We start from the raw sequence: 15,591 nt of genomic DNA on the forward strand, positions 1-15,591 counted from the left end.
CTCGCTGAGGAGCAGCCCATGTCCACGTTCTTGTACCGCCTCGGGCGCGGTTGCTTCGGCAAGCCCTGGCCCATCATCGTCGGGTGGGTGTTGGTGCTGGCTGCCGTCGTGGCTGCACTGGTGGTCAACGGGGTGAAGGTGACCTCGGAGATGAAGATCGACAACACCGAGGCCCAGCAGGTTCTCGATCGGGTCTCTCGGGAGCTGCCGGAGGCATCGGGAGGCCAGGCCAGTGTGGTGTTCACCGTTCCAGACGGCGACCGGCTGGATACCCCCGCGCGGATGGCCGCGATCGCTGAGACGGTCCAGGACGTCTACGAGCTGGACCAGGTCATCAACCCGGCTGACTTGAGCCAGGGTCAGGGGCAGCCGCCGGGAGGGCCTGGGGCTGACCAGCCGGAAAGCGGGCCGGGGACGGCGCCGCCGTACCAGCCGCTGGTCCTCGACGGGACCCCGGTGCCGGGGGTGCTGGTCTCGACTCAGGCGCCAGTGGCGCTGTTCCAGTTCCAGTTCACCGTGCCGTCCACGTCGCTGACCGACGATCAGGTCTCCGCGGTCTTGTCGGTCGTCGAGGATGCGGAGCGGGGCACCGGTCTGCGGGTCCTGCCGAGTGACTCGCTGAAGGCGATCGAGATCCCGGTCGGCGCCGCCGAGGTGGTCGGTCTCGCGGTCGCGGCCGTGGTCCTCGTTCTTACGCTTGGCTCGCTCGTCGCCGCTGGCCTTCCATTGATCACCGCCCTCGTCGGGGTCGGGGTGGGCGTGGGAACGGCGTTTGCCCTGTCGACGACGGTGGAGATGAACACCGCAACCCCTGTCCTGGCGTTGATGATCGGCCTCGCGGTGGGAATCGACTACGCGTTGTTCGTGGTCAACCGGCAGCGGCGACTGATCATCGATCGCGACCTCGACGCCCGCGAGGCGGCTGGCCGGGCGGTTGGAACGGCAGGCAGCGCCGTGCTCTTCGCCGGTCTCACCGTGATCGTGGCCTTGGTCGCGCTCACCGTCATTGGCATCTCCATGCTCACCACCATGGCTCTGGTCGCCGCGGCCACGGTGCTGCTCGCTGTCCTCATCGCGCTGACCCTGCTGCCGGCTCTGCTCGGACTGATCGGGGAGCGGATCGTGTCGGCCAAAGCCCGCAAGAAGGGGCATACCCGCCGGGAGGAGGACAGCCACAGCGTGGCCGACCACTGGGTCAAGGCGGTGGTGCGGTTGCGTTGGCCGGTGATCCTCGGTGTAGTGGCGGTCTTGGGGGTGGGTGCTGTTCCCGCGGCGAGCATGGACCTCGGCTTGCCGACGGGTGCCAGCGCAAACACCGACACCGCCGCGCGGCAGAGCTACGAGGCGGTCACCCGCGGGTTCGGTGAGGGGTACAACGGTCCGTTGCTGGTGACCGTGGAGTCCGCCGATGGCGCCGCCGTCACGCCTCGGACCCTCGGCGCGGTGACCCAACAGCTCCAGCAGCGCAAGGAGATCGTCGCTGCGGTGCCATTGGGCACCAGTCAGGACGGGGAGATGGCAGTCCTCAGTGTCATCCCCACCTCGGGCCCAGACGACGATGCCACGGCCGACCTCGTTCAGGCGCTCCGTTCACCCAGCTCGGCTGTCGCCCAGGATCATGACGTCGTGATCGGCGTCACTGGCTTCACCGCTATCGGCATCGACATGTCCGACCGGCTCGCCGAGATCGTCCCGCTGTACCTGATCATCATTGTGGGGCTGTCGCTCCTGATTCTGCTGGTGGTGTTCCGGTCACTCGTCGTACCGATCCAGGCCACGCTCGGGTTCCTGCTCAGCATCTTGGCGACCTTCGGGGTGACCACTGCGGTGTTCTCTTGGGGATGGCTTGGCTGGATGGTGGGGGTCGACACCGGCGGGCCATTGTTCAGCTTCATCCCGGTCATTGTCACCGGAATCCTCTATGGGCTAGCGATGGACTACCAGGTCTTCCTGGTCTCCTCGATGCGCGAGTCCCACGTCCACGGCCACCACGGCGAGGCCGGCGTGGTTCACGGTTTCGATCAGGCCAGCCGTGTCGTGGTCGCCGCCGCGGTGATCATGGTCTCGGTGTTCGCCGGCTTCATCTTCAGCCATGACGTGATGATCAAGCAGATCGGCTTCGCGCTTGCGATCGGCATCCTCATCGACGCCTTCTTGGTCCGCATGACCTTGACTCCGGCGCTGATGTCGCTGTTCGGCGACAAGGCCTGGTGGTTGCCGCGTTGGCTGGACCGGATGCTGCCCGACCTCGATGTCGAGGGCGACAGGCTCCTGCGCATGCTCACGGAACGTCAGGACACGGAGGTGGCGCGTCGTCCTGAGGTCATCGGCAAGTAGTGGCCCGCCCTCACGGCCGCGTGCGAAGGAGGGGGCGGTGTGGCCGGGGCGCGTGCTGGTCTGCGTCACCGGCACATGTAGCGAGCCTGGCTCGGCCCGTACGGGATGAAGGGATCCGCCCGCTCGCGCGACTATCGAAGCGGCCTCGGTCGGCCGTGGCGTACCCTTGGCCGCGTCCCGCCGTGAGGCTCATTCACCGGCGGGGAGCACCGAAGCCGGAGGAATTCCTCGATCTCGCGCAGGCCGCGCGCGATGTCTCTGTCGATACGGCTCCTTCGTCGCTGCTCGCGCCGCTCAAGCCAGTCACGCTCCCATTGCTGCCACTCGCGGTAGCCGCCACATCCGAACCACCAGCAACTCCCGAAGGCCACCATTCCGCCATAGAGCCACCACGCCGCATGCCACACCACGTCGGAGAGCAGGTCCGCCATTGGCTGCCAGACAGGCCCGCGGTTCATTGGGTCACCCCCAACGGACGCGAACGGGAAGAGAGAAGCGTCCGGATGGCAGCACGCTACATGCCGTCGTGCATGCACGTAAGTCCGTCACGAGTGGGTAGCGCTCGGCCACCCGGATCACCAGAGGTTCGGGCCTGTCTTCTCATCGAGATTTCGCACATGCCGCGCGACACGTATGAGGATTCGCTGCAGTCGGTCGAAGTACCCGGGTAGCTGCTCGAGCACGGCGGTGCTCCGGTTGAGACGTTCCAGGCTCTCGGGGAGTGGCCCCGCGGTGTCTGCGAGCCTCCGCATCGGCCTCCTCACCTCCGTCAGTGGCTCGACGAGGTCGCGATCGAGCCGACGTAGCGAGGTCTGGAGGCCCTCGAGCTGCCCGGAGAGGGCCGCGATCTTGGGGGCGGCCTCGCCGAGCGGCTTGGAGGTCCGCTGCAGGGCCGCCAGGTCATCCAAGAGTTGGTTGATCTGGCCGGCGAGGGTTTCGATGTGCGGCGCGACCGCGGAGAGGTCCTCGGTCGCGGTGGCCACAGGGGGAGTGAGGCTCTCGACATTGCGGTCGATCCTCTCTACCTGGTCCAGGGTGTCCGGCGCTCGGTCAACCACTTCTAGGGCCGCCGGCATGTCGGAGGCCGCCCGCACCAGCCGGGGGATGTGCGGCAGCAGCAGGGCGACCGCAACGGTGAGGACGAACAGTGCCAGTGCGAGGACAGCGGCCAGTACGCGGACTGCCCAGATCGGCAGGGCTTGGTTGAGCACGTCGTAAGATCCTCGTCTGTCGGGACCGGCACCGTCGCTTGCGGCCGCGCGGTCGGGGTCAGCGCTGACGCAGCCGCAGGCCGTCGAGGACCAGGGTCGTCACGGCGCTCGCGATGCGCTCCTGGTCCAGGGCCTGGTCGGTGACAAGGTAGGACAGGGCGCTGATGGTGACCGCACCGAAGACCGCCATGGCACCCGACTCCGGATCGGGCACCTGCCGCAGCGAGCCCTCAGTCACGCCGTCCTCGATCAGCGACTGTACGGGCTGGTAGTAGGCCGCATGAATCATCGCTGCGATCTCAGGGATACGGCCCGCACGTCCTAGCTCACCCACCAAAGCCCGGCAGATCGCCGGCTGCTCCGCCATCACCCGCAACTGCGCTCGAATCACCTCGGCGAGCCGGGCCGCTGCCGACCCTTCCGACTCGACGGCGATGGCCACCTCATCCGCAACGCGGTTCAAGGTGTCGCGGAACAGAAAGGCAAGGATCTCCTCCTTGCCGGCGAAGTAGTAGTACAACGTCGCCTTGGGAATCCCAGTGGCAGCAGCGATGTCCTCGATCTTGGTCTGCTCGACACCGTGATCGGCGAACAGCTCCGCTGCGACGCTGAGTTTGACCGCCGTGTGAGCCGGGACAGTACGCACCGACGTGGATCCCTTCGCTGTGCTGGGCTTGTACCGAGAGTACAAACATGGCGTCCATCTGCACAACTGACCGCGTCAGCCGACGGCCCGGGGTCGGGGCCGGATTGGCGAGCCGCTCGAGTGGTCCCGATCCCGGGTGTGAGCGTCAGCGGATGCCCGGATTGGAGGCGCAGGCCGCAGGCCGCGAGCGATGGCCCGAGGCGGCCCTGCAAGGACGGGCGCGGTCAATCCGCAGGCACGCCAGGTGGACTGCCCTGAGCGAAGTGCTCGACAGACACTTTCACGAACACGGCCGTAGAAGTGATGACCGCGCGACCGGCTGGCTCGGTTGCACGGGCAGCGACGAACAGCTTGCGCCCTTCGCGCCGGACGACATCGGCCTGGAGTCGGTACTCCGCTCCGATGAGTACCGGTGCCAAATACTCGATCGTCAGTTGGCGGGTGACGGCAGGGCCTCCTTCGAGGAAAAGCAGGCAACCGTAAAGGTCATCGACAACGGTGGCGACTGCGCCGCCATGGACAATGCCCGGTGCGCCTACGTGACGATTGTCGAACGTGTGCCAAGCCTGCACACCATCCCCGTGCCGCAGGGCCCGGAGGTGGTGCCCATGGGGATTGTTCGGGCCGCACCCCAGGCAGTGGTCGTGGTGAGTCGGGAGTTCAGCCCCGTCCGGGTAGACGGTGAACTTCTCCGCCCACATGGCCAGCAGCGCTTGCATGTCAGCCACGAGGACCGCCCTGGAGGCGCTGCGCCCAGGCAGCCAAGACTTCGCTCTGCCGTTCATGGGAATGAGGAGCGAGCAGACCGCTAACCCCTCGACCGAGAAGGAGATCCAGGGTGAGTCGGATTTCGATGGGGTCCTGTGTGACGTAGGTGCGGCACATCTCGGCGAGCTCCGCGTTCACGCGGTCTTCGGTGGGGACCAACTCTGCCCGCAGCTCTTCGTGAGCGCGGGCGGCCACCCACAGTTCGAGGCTCGCCGCATACAAGGGCCCCGACAGCGCATCTGATAGCAGGCGGAGCGCCGTCCCTCGCCTCCTGTGGTCGGTCGCCCCCCCGTCCTCGGCGTCACGGAGCTCGAGCTGGGCCATCTGCTCTCGGACGCGGCGCAGGCGCTGCTGCGCCAAGTGCTCAACCGCCGCCACGACCAACTGGTCGCGTGTCCCGAAGTGGTGCAGCTGCGCGCCGCGAGAAAGGCCCGCTCGAGCCGCGACCGCGGCGCTGGTTGTCCCCGTATAGCCGAGCTCGGCAAGGCATGTGACCGTCGCGTCCAGCAATGCCCGACGGGTAGCAGCCGAGCGGTCTTCTTGTCGTCCTAGCTTCAGCGGCACAGCCTGAGTCTACATGCGTGCATGAATGCATGTAGATTCGCGCCCACCGTTTGACGGGCACACGCTCGCGCAGAGTGCTCCGACTACTCCAGGAGTTCCCATGTCAGTTGAGGTCGCTGCGCTTCGGCCGGAGCCGCGTCGAGTGCTGCTGGACTATCCCCACCGTCAGGCAGGTCATTGCGGGTCCGGAGCGCTGAGAGACCTCTTGGAGTGGGCCGGCCTGGGCTGGGAGGAGGTGCCGAGCGAAGGTCTGGTCTTCGGAATGGGCGGTGGGCTCGGCTTCACCTATCTGCGGGTGCCTGGTCTCACCCCGCCCATCTACGTCGTCGGGCGTAGCAGTGACCTTGAGGTGGATCTTCTTGCCAGGCTGGGTGCAGAGGTCGACGTCCGGCACACCGACGACCCCGCCACCGGTTGGGGTTGGGTCCGTGGGGAACTACGACAAGGTCGTCCCGTGCTGATGTGGGCAGACATCGCTGAGTTGCCCTACCTGAATGTCCGCCTCCAGATGAGTCGGCACGACATCGTCGTGATCGGTTACGACGACGAGACCCAGACCGCTTTCGTGGTTGACAACGACCGAGCCGAGGTGCAGGAGGTCCCCTACGATGCGCTTGCGCGGGCGCGCGCGTCACGATCCTTCCCCGTGCCCACCAGGCACACGACCTACTTCGTGAACTGGCCCCAGGTCCTGCCGGATCTCCGCCCGACCGCGGCTTCGGCCCTCGTCGCCTCCGTCGAGAACATGCAAGCGGCGGCGACCGCGATCATCCCGGACACCTCGGTGCTGCCGCCGGATGCCGTTGCTGGTGCCGGGATCGATGGAATCGGGGTCTTCGCGGAAGATGTCGGCCGGTGGCCGGAACTCATGCCCGAACCTGAGTTGGACGTCGCGCTGCGCTCTCTCCACGCCTTCGTGGAGAAGGCAGGGACCGGCGGCGGCCTGTTCCGCCGGTTGCAGGCGCAGTTCTGTGCCGACGTGGCGCGGCGAACGCGGTCCGCTGAGATGGCGAAGGCTGAAACTGCGCTCCTGCGCTGCGCGGCCACATGGTCGGCTCTAGCTGCCGCCGGCCGTAGCGACGGATCGACGCTCGCTCGCTGGCGACACGTCAATGAACTCGCCGCGACTCTCACCAGCGACGAGCACCATGCCATCTCCCAGATGCGCACTGCTGCGGGCGAACTCCGGGGTGGGTGACCGATCGTGGCCGGTCGGCGAACGCAATACGCGAACACCACCGCCGACGATCCCCGCTCCACAGCTTAAGCATTCCAAGCCGATCGCCGAGTCATCTCGACTCGTCTCCCATCGAGGTCCGCGGCGCGAACAGCTAGTGGCGGCGGCTGACGCGATCGAGGATCACGGCGCCGGGGTCGGCACCGCTCAGATCGCCGAACGCGCAGGCATGCGCGGCCCCACGTCTACCGCCACTTCGCAGCAAGGAAGATCTCGTCGGCGAGGTGCTGCGGTGCGCGGCGGACCAGGTCATCGACCACCCTTCGGCCCGCGATGCAGGTCAGTGGCACCGGCCCTGCCATCATCCGGGTGCCATCGGGGCTGCACTCGGTTGGGCGGCCGAGCATCCGACCCTCGATCGCTTCATGGCAGTGCGCCAGCAGAACAGGGAGATGCGTCGGGCCAGGCTTGGGGCGCACGCGGTTCCGGGGGAGTTGGTGGCCGCCGCGTCGGGCGTACCTGCGCAACCCCGAGGTCGACCTTCCGGGACGGCGTCATGGCGGGGCTGATGGGCACCCGGTCGATGCTGGGACCATCTGTTGGCTCGACTACCACGACGAGTCGCACGACGAGGTCGTCGCCCGGATCGCACACCAGGTGTGGTTGACCCGCGCAATCTCGCTGACAGCGTCGGGCTCGGCTTCGACGACGACAGCTACTTGAGCGTCCGATGAGGACCGCTCCAGCGTGTGGACGGCGCGCACTGTGCGCAGCCGCGTTGGGAAGAGGAGGCCGACGCATGGTCGTCGAGGTCGGGAAGGCCGACGACCACCTGGCGGTGGCGATGACGCCGACGGCGGGACCGCACCTTGAGTCGGCCTTCTTCCTCGATCACGACAGCGCTGCGGTGCGCGACTTCACGCAGCAGGTGGTCGCCGGCGCATCGACGCCGCGTGAGCGGGCGAGCCTGCTCTTCGCAGCGGTCCGGGACAGAGTCTGGTACGACCCCCATTCGGTGCCCCGAGACCCTGAGCACTACCGGGCCAGCTACGTGCTCGAGGCAGGCCGCGCCTACAGCGTTCCCAAGGCCGGTGCTGCTGACCGCAGCGCTGCGGGCCGTGGGCATCCCTGCCCGGGTGGGCTTCGCCGACTTCCTCAACCACCTGCGGACCGACAACTTGCGGGCCCTCATGGGTGGCGCGGACCTGTTCGTGTACCACGGGGTACTGCAGCGTCCACCTCGACGACCGATGGTTGAAGGCGACGCCGGCCTTCAATGGCGAGCTGTGCGAGAGCTTCGACGTGCCCCGATGGACTTCGACAGCTTCGACGACCTCTCGCTGGACCGGACCCTGACGGCCCTCGACCAGGCCTACGGCCGCATGACCCCCGGCTTAGGGGTTGCGGACGACACCTTCGCTGCTCCTGCCGACACCGGGGAGGCCACCGAGCATGCAGCCGTGAACCCGTCGGTGAGCTCGGACTGAGCACTCTCGCCTCATCGGTGCTCGTGCTCACCTCGGAAGTGGCTCGGTGAGCTGCCGGTCCATCTCTTGAAGGCGTGCGAGAAGTTGGTGAGATCGCTGTAGCCGAGCTCGTTGGCGACCTCGCTGACCGACGTGGAGGGGTCGAGAAGCCGCTTCCTGGCGCGGTCGACCATCGACTGCTGCAGCAGCTCCCGGAAACTGGTCCCCTCAGCGGCGAGGCGGCGCTTCAGGGTGCTCGAGGACATCGAGAACTCGTTTGCGACGGACTGGATCGTCCTCGCCCCGGGCCCGTCGTCGAGCAACGCCCGGACCCTGCGGGCGAACTCCGGGGTGCCGGCTCGGCGCGCGAGCGCCTGCTGGAGCTCGGTGACGGCGAGTCCGTAGGTGATCGGGTCGGGGAAGCGGCAGGCAGCACGAAGCGTCCTCGCGGGCATGTGCAGGTAGGAGAAGGGGGCGTCGAACTCGAGTCGGGACCGGCTCTCGGCCTCTCGGGGTAGCCCGCTCGGCTCCGGCCAGTGGCTGTGCATGGTCGCCTCCGACGGCTCGCCGACCAGCAGGTCGATCAACCGCATGAGTGCCAGTCCGCAGTAAGTGACGACCAGACAGTCGAGATCGGGGTCGCCTGCGTTCCCCAACAGCCTGATCGTCAGGTCGTCCTGCCGCGGATGGAACTGCGTGGTGACCGCTTTGGTGATCAAGGGCAGGTAGGTCAGCAGCTCCACGACCTCTGCGACGGTGCACGCGCTGACCAACGGGACACTCAACGGTCCGAAGGACGTGAGCTGTGCGTGTTCTGCGCAGGCGATCCCGAGCCGGGTGGCCTGCTCGCCGTCGAGGTCGGGATAGACCTCGCGGAACCACCGCAGCGGTGCCTCGCCCTGGGTCTGGATGAGAGTCAGCTCACCGGTTCCCTCGCGCGCCATGACGACGCGAAAACGCTCGACGGCGTCCTCGTCGATCGCCGGACTGCTCAGCAGCTGCACGAAGGCCAGCGACGGGACGCCTGGCTCGTCTGTCCACACAGGCAACCCTCACGTGATCCGAATTCACAACATACTGACACGATACGACATGGCTTTGCCAGCGGACCGCCGACAACAATCATCGCCAGAACGTCCATCCAGTAGGCAAAGTCAGGAGAATTGTCGATGGCAGTGGTCACCTTCATGTCACACGACGGGGAGCAGCACGAGGCCCCGCTCGAGGAGGGCAGTTCGCTGATGCAGGTGGCGACGAACAACGCCATCCCGGGCATCGATGCCGACTGCGGCGGCGAGGCCGCATGCGGCACCTGTCACGTGATCGTTGATCCCGCCTGGGCCGACAAGGTCGGCCGGTCCGGTCCCGAGGAGGAGGAGATGCTCTCGATGAACCCCGAGCGACAGCCGACGTCTCGCCTGTCGTGCCAAGTCAAAGTCTGCGAATCGTGGGATGGCTTGACCGTGCAGTTGCCCGAGTTCCAGATGTAGCAGGAGGTCAAGCCAGATGAAGTTCCCAGAAGTCAAGATCCCAGAAACAGTGAAGACGAAGGTCGAGTCCGCCATCCCCCTGGAGCGACAGATCCAGGGCGCGCGCCTCTACGACAAGGGCCGGCGGTGGCTCACCGGCGCGAACGGGCCGATGTTCGTCGAGGCCCCGATCCCGCCGGTCGAAGAGGTCCCCCTCGCCGAGATCGACCTCAGCAACCCGTTCCTCTACCGACAGGGGCGGTGGGCGTCCTACTTCGAGCGTCTGCGCAACGAGGCTCCGGTCCACTACCAGCCCCACAGTCCCTTCGGCCCGTTCTGGTCGGTGACGCGTCACGCCGACATCATGGCGGTGGACAAGAACCACGAGGTCTTCTCCGCCGAGCCTCTCATCGTCATCGGAACACCCCCGCGGTTCATGGACGTCGCGATGTTCATCGCCATGGACCCGCCCAAGCACGACATACAGCGGCGCGCCGTACAAGGTGTCGTTGCGCCGAAGAACCTCCATGAGATGGAGGACCTCATTCGCGAGCGCGTCAGGGACGTCCTGGACAACCTGCCCGTCAACGAACCGTTCGACTGGGTGAGCACGGTGTCGATCGAGCTGACCGCCCGCATGCTGGCCACGCTGTTGGACTTCCCCTTCGAGGAGCGGCACAAGCTCGTCGAGTGGTCGGACCTGGCAACCTCGATGGAGCAGACCAACGGCGGCCCGGCCACTACCGACAACGACGAGCTGTTCCGCGGCATGCTCGAGATGGCGCGAGGACTCACGGAACTCTGGCACGACAAGGCCGCCCGGCTCGCGGCCGGCGAAGAGCCCGGGTTCGACCTGGTCACGATGCTGCAGAGCGATGAGAGCACCAAGGACCTGATCAAGCGTCCGATGGAGTTCATCGGCAACTTCGTTTTGCTGATCGTGGGCGGCAACGACACCACACGCAACTCGATGAGCGGCGGAGTTCTCGCGCTGAACCAGTACCCCGACCAGTTCGAGAAGCTCAAGGCCAACCCGGACCTGATCCCGAACATGGTCTCTGAGATCATCCGCTGGCAAACCCCCCTTGCCTACATGCGGCGGATCGCCAAGACCGACACCATGCTGAACGGCCAGTTCATCCGCAAGGGCGACAAGGTGGTCATGTGGTACGCGTCCGGCAACCGCGACGAGACGGTGTTCGAGCGACCGGACGAGCTGATCATCGACCGGCCCAACGCCCGCAACCACATTGCTTTCGGCTTCGGCGTGCATCGGTGCATGGGCAACCGGCTGGCCGAGCTGCAGCTGCGGATCCTCTGGGAGGAGCTGCTCCCGCGCTTCGAGAGGATCGATGTGGTCGGGGAGCCGCAGTACGTGCAGTCCAACTTCGTTCGCGGCATCAGCAAGCTGATGGTCGAGCTCACCCCCAAGGGCGCCGGATGAGCACGGAACGCGCGGTGGTGGTCGGCGCCAGCCATGCCGGGGTACAGCTGGTCACCAGCCTCCGCCAGGAGGGTTGGTCGGGTGACATCGTGCTGGTCGGTGACGAGTCGGCGCTGCCGTACCAAAGACCTCCGCTGTCGAAGGGATATCTGGCCGGGAAGTGCTCGCTGAAGGAGCTGGCCATCCGGTCTGAGGACTTCTACGTCAAGCAGGACGTCGAGCCCCTGACTGCCAGCGTGCAGTCGATCGACCGGTCGGCGGGCGAGCTCGTGCTCGGCACCGGGGACCGCCTGTCCTATGACGCTCTTGCTCTTTGCACGGGAGCGCACCCCCGACGTCTCCGTGCCGAGGGTGCCGACCTCGACGGGGTGCACTACCTGCGTCGGTCGTCGGACGTGGAGCGGATTCGCGAGGACGCGATCCCCGGACGCAACGCCGTCATAGTGGGTGGTGGGTATATAGGGCTGGAGACCGCTGCCTCGCTGCGCTCGTCGGGCCTCCACGTCACGGTCCTCGAGGCCGCAGACCGGGTCCTCGAGCGGGTCACTGCCCCTGAGGTGTCGGCCTTCTTCACACGGATCCACCAAGAAGAGGGCGTCGACGTGAGGACGAACGCCTCGGTCGAGGCCCTGGTCGGCGACACCCGCGTGCGAGAGGTGGTGCTGGCCAGTGGCGAGTCGGTCCAAGCGGACTTTGTGATCGTCGGGATCGGGATCGAGCCGACCACCGAACTCGCCGAGGCAGCCGGCCTGGTCGTGGACGACGGGATCCTCATCGACGCCCACGCCCGCACCAGTGACCCTGACATCGTGGCGGCCGGGGACTGTACGTCGCAGGACATCCCCCGCTACGGCCGACGAATCAGGCTGGAGTCGGTCCCGAGTGCAGTGGAGCAGGCCAAGGTGGCAGCGGCGACTATCTGTGGAAATGACAAGGAGGTGGCGGCGCTCCCGTGGTTCTGGTCGGACCAGTATGACCTCAAGCTCCAGATCGCGGGACTCAACACCGCCTATGACGACATCGTCATGAGCGGTGACCCGACCCGTGACCGCGACTTCACCTGCTACTACCTCCGGAAGGGCGAGCCGATAGCTGCTGACTGTGTCAACCGTCCCCGGGACTTCATGACCACCAAACGCATGCTCACCCAGGGGACTGCGGCCGACATGGCCGCCCTGACAGCGGAGGTGGCGGTGTGAGAAGCCGCAGTGACCGCTGGTCGTGGTCACCATCGAGCCATTGCCCGCCGAGGTGAGCAAGGATGGCTTGGAGGTCGACGGTCTGGACGGCGATGGGAGTCCTGCGTATCGTTCCGGACTTGCGTGACTCGGGTCGGTCCGCGGGCGCGAGAGGCGTCCCCAGAGACGCCCGCGGGCCTGCGTGGTGGCTGGCGTTGCTCGTCTGTAAACCGCTGCTGCTGCTGGGCAGGAGAGCGGACTGGCGCGGTACCGAGCGCCTGCCCGGGTCGGGAGGCGCGGTGCTGGCGGCCAACCATGTCTCCCAGGCCGACCCGCTGTTCCTGGGGGAGATGATCCTCGCCCAGGGCCGGACCCCCCGGTTCATGGCCAAGGCGAGCCTGTTTCACCGTAGAGCAGTCGGCTGGTGGTTCCGGTCGGCCGGCCACGTCGAGGTCGATCGGTCCGACGGCCGGTCTGGGATCCGTGCCGCGGTCGAAGCCGTGGAGCGTGGCGCTCTTGTCGTGGTGTATCCGGAAGGATCGATCACGAAGCGACCGGATGGACGTCTGATGTCGCTCAGGTCGGGTGCTGTCCGCATCGCACTCGAGACGTCGGCTCCATTGATTCCCGTTGCTCAATGGGGCGTGCAGGCGATCGTGCCAGCCTACGAAGGGAGGGTGGTGCTGGGCCGCCGCCGTCGTCGGGTCACCCTGCTGGTCGGGGACCCGGTGCCACTCGAGGACCTCCGAGAGTTTCCGAGGGCGACGGCAGTGACTGTAGGGGTGCAGAGGCTTCAGGACACCCTCGCCGTCATGGTCGACCAACTGGCCGACGAGCACGCTAGGTAGCGTGCGGGCGTGTCCAGGTCAGGGACGCGAGTCGGTCGCGAGACACGAATCGCTAACCTCTCTGACATGCGGGCACCGTCCATGCGCGAACGGTTCAGGGAGCACATGCGCGCCGCTGTCCTCGAGGCTGCCCACGACCTGATCGGCGACCGCGGCTGGGACCGGGTGCGTATGGGAGAGGTCGCGGATCGTGCCGGGGTGTCCCGGGCGGTGCTCTACAAGGAGTTCGGTGACAAGGCCGGCCTTGGAGAAGCCGTCGTACTCCGCGAGGCCTCGCGCTTCCTGGAGGGCATCCAGAAGGCGCTGGAGGCACACATCGGCGATGCGAAACGCGGCATCGCAGCAGCCGTCGACTACACCTTGAACGAGGCCGAACGCAGCCCCCTGCTCAAGGCAGTGCTCATCTCCAACCGCGACCTGGATGCGGGCAGTCAGGCGTCCACGGGGATGCTCCCGCTGCTCACGACATCCGCGCGGCTTCTCGACCTCGCCTCCGACACCCTGGCCGGATGGGTGGCGGAGAGCTACCCGAGCCTTCCCCCAGACGACGTCGTCGACGCGGCCGACACCATGGTGCGCCTGACGGTCAGTCATCTGGCGCTGCCCAAGTGGGACCGGACCGCGATGGCGAGCAAGATCTCCGAAGTCGCCGTACGGTTCCTCTCCCTCGAATCGTGACCTGCACCAGCCCTCACAACCGCCGTCGACCGCGAGCCCCTGCGTGCCTGAGCTAAATGTAGAGTCGCGGAACCCACCGCGCCCGACCCACCGGCGTACGCACAGAGCGCTGCGAGCCGGTTCAGGAGTTGCCATGTCAGCTGAGATCCTGCCCCGACAACCGGAGCCGCGGCGGATCCTGCTGGACTATCCCCACCGTGAGGCCGGTCATTGCGGTTCCGGAGCGCTGAGAGACCTCCTGGAGTGGGCCGGTCTCGGCTGGGAGGAGGTACCGAGCGAAGGTCTGGTCTTCGGAATGGGCGGTGGTCTGGGTTTCACCTACCTGCGGATGCCCGGTCTCACCCCGCCCATCTACAGCGTCGGGCGTAGCAGTGACCTCGAGGTCGACCTTCTTTCGAGGCTGGGTGCCGAGGTCGACGTCCGTGGCACCGACGACCCCGTGACCGGCTGGGGCTGGGTCCGCCGCGAGCTTCAGCAAGGCCGTCCCGTGCTGATGTGGGCGGACATCGCTGAACTGCCCTACCTCAATGTCCGCCTTCAGATGAGTCGGCATGACATCGTCGTGATCGGTTACGACGACGACACCGAGGCGGCTTTCGTCGTGGACAACGACCGAGCCGACGTGCAGGAAGTCCCCTACGATGCTCTTGCGCGGGCGCGCGCGTCACGGTCCTTCCCTGTGCCCACGAGGCACACCACGTACTTCGTGAACTGGCCCCAGACCCTCCCCGATCTCCGCCCGACCGCAGCTTCGGCCCTCGTCGCCTCGGTCGAGAACATGCAAGCGGCGGTAACCGCAATTATCCCGGACACCTCGGCGCTGCCACCGGATGCCGTGGCGGCTGCCGGGATCAGCGGGGTCGCGGTCTTCGCCGAAGATGTCGACCGGTGGCCGGGACTCATGCCCGAACCGGAACTGGACGTCGCACTGCGTTCACTCCACGCCTTTGTGGAGAAGGCAGGGACCGGCGGCGGCCTGTTCCGCCGGTTGCAGGCACAGTTCTGTGCCGACGTGGCGCGGCTAACGGGGTCCGCTGAGATGGCCAAGGCCGGAACCGCGCTCCTGCGCTGCGCGGACACGTGGTCGGCTCTGGCTGCGGCCGGCCGTAGAGACGGAGCGACGTTCGACCGCTGGCGACGGGTGAATGAGCTCGCCGCGACGCTCCCCAGCGATGAAGACCATGCCATCTCTCAGATGCGCAAAGCGGCGGGCGAACTCAGGGATGGGTGACCAATCGTAGGCAAGTCAGCGGACGCAGCACGCGAGCACCACCGCCGAGGCTCCGTGCTTGGGGCAGTCCAGGCATTCCCAGGTCCATCGACCTTGACTGTTGTTTCTGCCATCGCTGCGCCGCCGTGCTGACGAACGCCTCTTGGAGCCATCTCGCCTTTCGACTTCCCCGAGATCTGAGGTCTCGTCACCCAGAGGATCGGGCTCGAGACGTAGGCTGGGGCGAACTGAATACGGCGACCTCGTGGACGCGGTCGACCCCGTGCTCTCCGGTGCGCTCGTCCACCCCGACACCCCGCCCTGGGTCGGCGGCCTCGAGCGGCCAGCCGACCTCGCCGCGCTCGCGGCGCGGTTGGAGGAGACGCTGGGGCCGCGAGCCGGCCGCCAGGTGGCTGCCGACACCGTCATCGACACCCTGACGCGGCAGCTGGCTCCGGCGCCGCGCTGATCGCGGGTTGCTCGCGGGCACGACCCGCTGGTGGAACCGGGCCGCCCACCCAGCCGGATGAACCGGGTTCGGCTTTCGGGGACGTTCTCCTGTCGCGAACGCGGCGCTTGAGTCACGGTGCGTGCG

General features: G+C 67.0%; 14 protein-coding genes and 2 pseudogenes. 11 read left to right on the plus strand and 5 right to left on the minus strand.

Annotated features, from left to right (window positions below):
- The first annotated feature begins 18 nt into the window (after positions 1 to 18).
- Complete coding sequence (locus BJ989_RS02590) at positions 19 to 2,337, plus strand: MMPL family transporter (RefSeq protein ID WP_179516876.1); 2,319 nt, start codon at positions 19 to 21, stop codon at positions 2,335 to 2,337.
- Between the two features lie 575 nt (positions 2,338 to 2,912).
- Here BJ989_RS02590 and BJ989_RS02595 read toward each other — a convergent pair.
- The 4 genes from BJ989_RS02595 to BJ989_RS02610 all read right to left on the minus strand — a co-directional run bounded on the left by BJ989_RS02595 (position 2,913) and on the right by BJ989_RS02610 (position 5,526).
- On the minus strand, positions 2,913 to 3,548 hold the full coding sequence (locus tag BJ989_RS02595) for a hypothetical protein (protein ID WP_179516877.1): 636 nt from the start codon (positions 3,546 to 3,548) through the stop codon (positions 2,913 to 2,915).
- Between the two features lie 58 nt (positions 3,549 to 3,606).
- Positions 3,607 to 4,194, minus strand: coding sequence for a TetR/AcrR family transcriptional regulator (locus BJ989_RS02600; protein WP_068124016.1), 588 nt, complete (start codon positions 4,192 to 4,194; stop codon positions 3,607 to 3,609).
- 224 nt (positions 4,195 to 4,418) lie between these two features.
- Entirely contained in the window at positions 4,419 to 4,913 is a 495-nt protein-coding gene (locus BJ989_RS02605) for a PaaI family thioesterase (protein ID WP_179519313.1), read from the minus strand.
- Between the two features lies 1 nt (position 4,914).
- A complete protein-coding gene (locus BJ989_RS02610) occupies positions 4,915 to 5,526 on the minus strand; it encodes a TetR/AcrR family transcriptional regulator (protein ID WP_179516878.1) in 612 nt (203 codons plus the stop codon).
- A gap of 100 nt (positions 5,527 to 5,626) precedes the next feature.
- On the opposite strand from BJ989_RS02610, the gene BJ989_RS02615 reads away from it, so the two are divergent.
- From BJ989_RS02615 to BJ989_RS17410, 3 genes and pseudogenes are all read left to right on the plus strand, one after another.
- Positions 5,627 to 6,724: a BtrH N-terminal domain-containing protein gene (locus BJ989_RS02615; protein ID WP_068124011.1), complete on the plus strand. Its 1,098-nt coding sequence runs from the start codon at positions 5,627 to 5,629 to the stop codon at positions 6,722 to 6,724.
- A gap of 823 nt (positions 6,725 to 7,547) precedes the next feature.
- Positions 7,548 to 7,736: pseudogene (locus BJ989_RS17405) on the plus strand (transglutaminase); the annotation flags it as partial.
- 58 nt (positions 7,737 to 7,794) lie between these two features.
- Positions 7,795 to 8,190 (plus strand): hypothetical protein, encoded by a 396-nt coding sequence (locus tag BJ989_RS17410; RefSeq protein WP_246284552.1) that lies wholly within the window; start codon positions 7,795 to 7,797, stop codon positions 8,188 to 8,190.
- Positions 8,191 to 8,201: 11 nt separating this feature from the next.
- On the opposite strand, the gene BJ989_RS02625 is transcribed toward BJ989_RS17410, so the two are convergent.
- Positions 8,202 to 9,173 (minus strand): helix-turn-helix domain-containing protein, encoded by a 972-nt coding sequence (locus tag BJ989_RS02625; protein WP_277500430.1) that lies wholly within the window; start codon positions 9,171 to 9,173, stop codon positions 8,202 to 8,204.
- 165 nt (positions 9,174 to 9,338) lie between these two features.
- Between BJ989_RS02625 and BJ989_RS02630 the strand changes: the two genes are divergently transcribed.
- The 7 genes and pseudogenes from BJ989_RS02630 (at position 9,339) to BJ989_RS02660 (ending at position 15,465) form a co-directional block, all read left to right on the plus strand.
- A complete protein-coding gene (locus tag BJ989_RS02630) occupies positions 9,339 to 9,659 on the plus strand; it encodes a 2Fe-2S iron-sulfur cluster-binding protein (protein ID WP_068121188.1) in 321 nt (106 codons plus the stop codon).
- Positions 9,660 to 9,675: 16 nt separating this feature from the next.
- Positions 9,676 to 11,073: pseudogene (locus BJ989_RS02635) on the plus strand (cytochrome P450); the annotation flags it as partial.
- Positions 11,074 to 11,078: 5 nt separating this feature from the next.
- Positions 11,079 to 12,281, plus strand: a complete 1,203-nt coding sequence (locus tag BJ989_RS02640) for an NAD(P)/FAD-dependent oxidoreductase (protein ID WP_179516881.1) — start codon at positions 11,079 to 11,081, stop codon at positions 12,279 to 12,281.
- 194 nt (positions 12,282 to 12,475) lie between these two features.
- A complete protein-coding gene (locus tag BJ989_RS02645; protein ID WP_179516882.1) occupies positions 12,476 to 13,108 on the plus strand; it encodes a lysophospholipid acyltransferase family protein in 633 nt (210 codons plus the stop codon).
- Positions 13,109 to 13,174: 66 nt separating this feature from the next.
- Positions 13,175 to 13,786: a TetR/AcrR family transcriptional regulator gene (locus BJ989_RS02650; protein WP_246283383.1), complete on the plus strand. Its 612-nt coding sequence runs from the start codon at positions 13,175 to 13,177 to the stop codon at positions 13,784 to 13,786.
- A gap of 133 nt (positions 13,787 to 13,919) precedes the next feature.
- Positions 13,920 to 15,017 (plus strand): BtrH N-terminal domain-containing protein, encoded by a 1,098-nt coding sequence (locus BJ989_RS02655; protein WP_179516883.1) that lies wholly within the window; start codon positions 13,920 to 13,922, stop codon positions 15,015 to 15,017.
- 244 nt (positions 15,018 to 15,261) lie between these two features.
- On the plus strand, positions 15,262 to 15,465 hold the full coding sequence (locus tag BJ989_RS02660) for a hypothetical protein (RefSeq protein ID WP_179516884.1): 204 nt from the start codon (positions 15,262 to 15,264) through the stop codon (positions 15,463 to 15,465).
- Positions 15,466 to 15,591 lie beyond the last annotated feature (126 nt).

The organism is Nocardioides perillae (assembly GCF_013409425.1).
In the GTDB taxonomy this organism is placed as follows: Bacteria; Actinomycetota; Actinomycetes; order Propionibacteriales; family Nocardioidaceae; genus Nocardioides; species Nocardioides perillae.

Bases quoted from the DNA above. Each gene is read 5' to 3' on its own strand.
- BJ989_RS02655 (WP_179516883.1), top strand. From the start codon at position 13,920: ATGTCAGCTGAGATCCTGCCCCGACAACCGGAGCCGCGGCGGATCCTG.
- BJ989_RS02650 (WP_246283383.1), top strand. From the start codon at position 13,175: ATGCGGGCACCGTCCATGCGCGAACGGTTCAGGGAGCACATGCGCGCC.
- BJ989_RS02630 (WP_068121188.1), top strand. From the start codon at position 9,339: ATGGCAGTGGTCACCTTCATGTCACACGACGGGGAGCAGCACGAGGCC.
- BJ989_RS02615 (WP_068124011.1), top strand. From the start codon at position 5,627: ATGTCAGTTGAGGTCGCTGCGCTTCGGCCGGAGCCGCGTCGAGTGCTG.
- BJ989_RS02590 (WP_179516876.1), top strand. From the start codon at position 19: ATGTCCACGTTCTTGTACCGCCTCGGGCGCGGTTGCTTCGGCAAGCCC.
- BJ989_RS02605 (WP_179519313.1), bottom strand. From the start codon at position 4,913: ATGCAAGCGCTGCTGGCCATGTGGGCGGAGAAGTTCACCGTCTACCCG.
- BJ989_RS02640 (WP_179516881.1), top strand. From the start codon at position 11,079: ATGAGCACGGAACGCGCGGTGGTGGTCGGCGCCAGCCATGCCGGGGTA.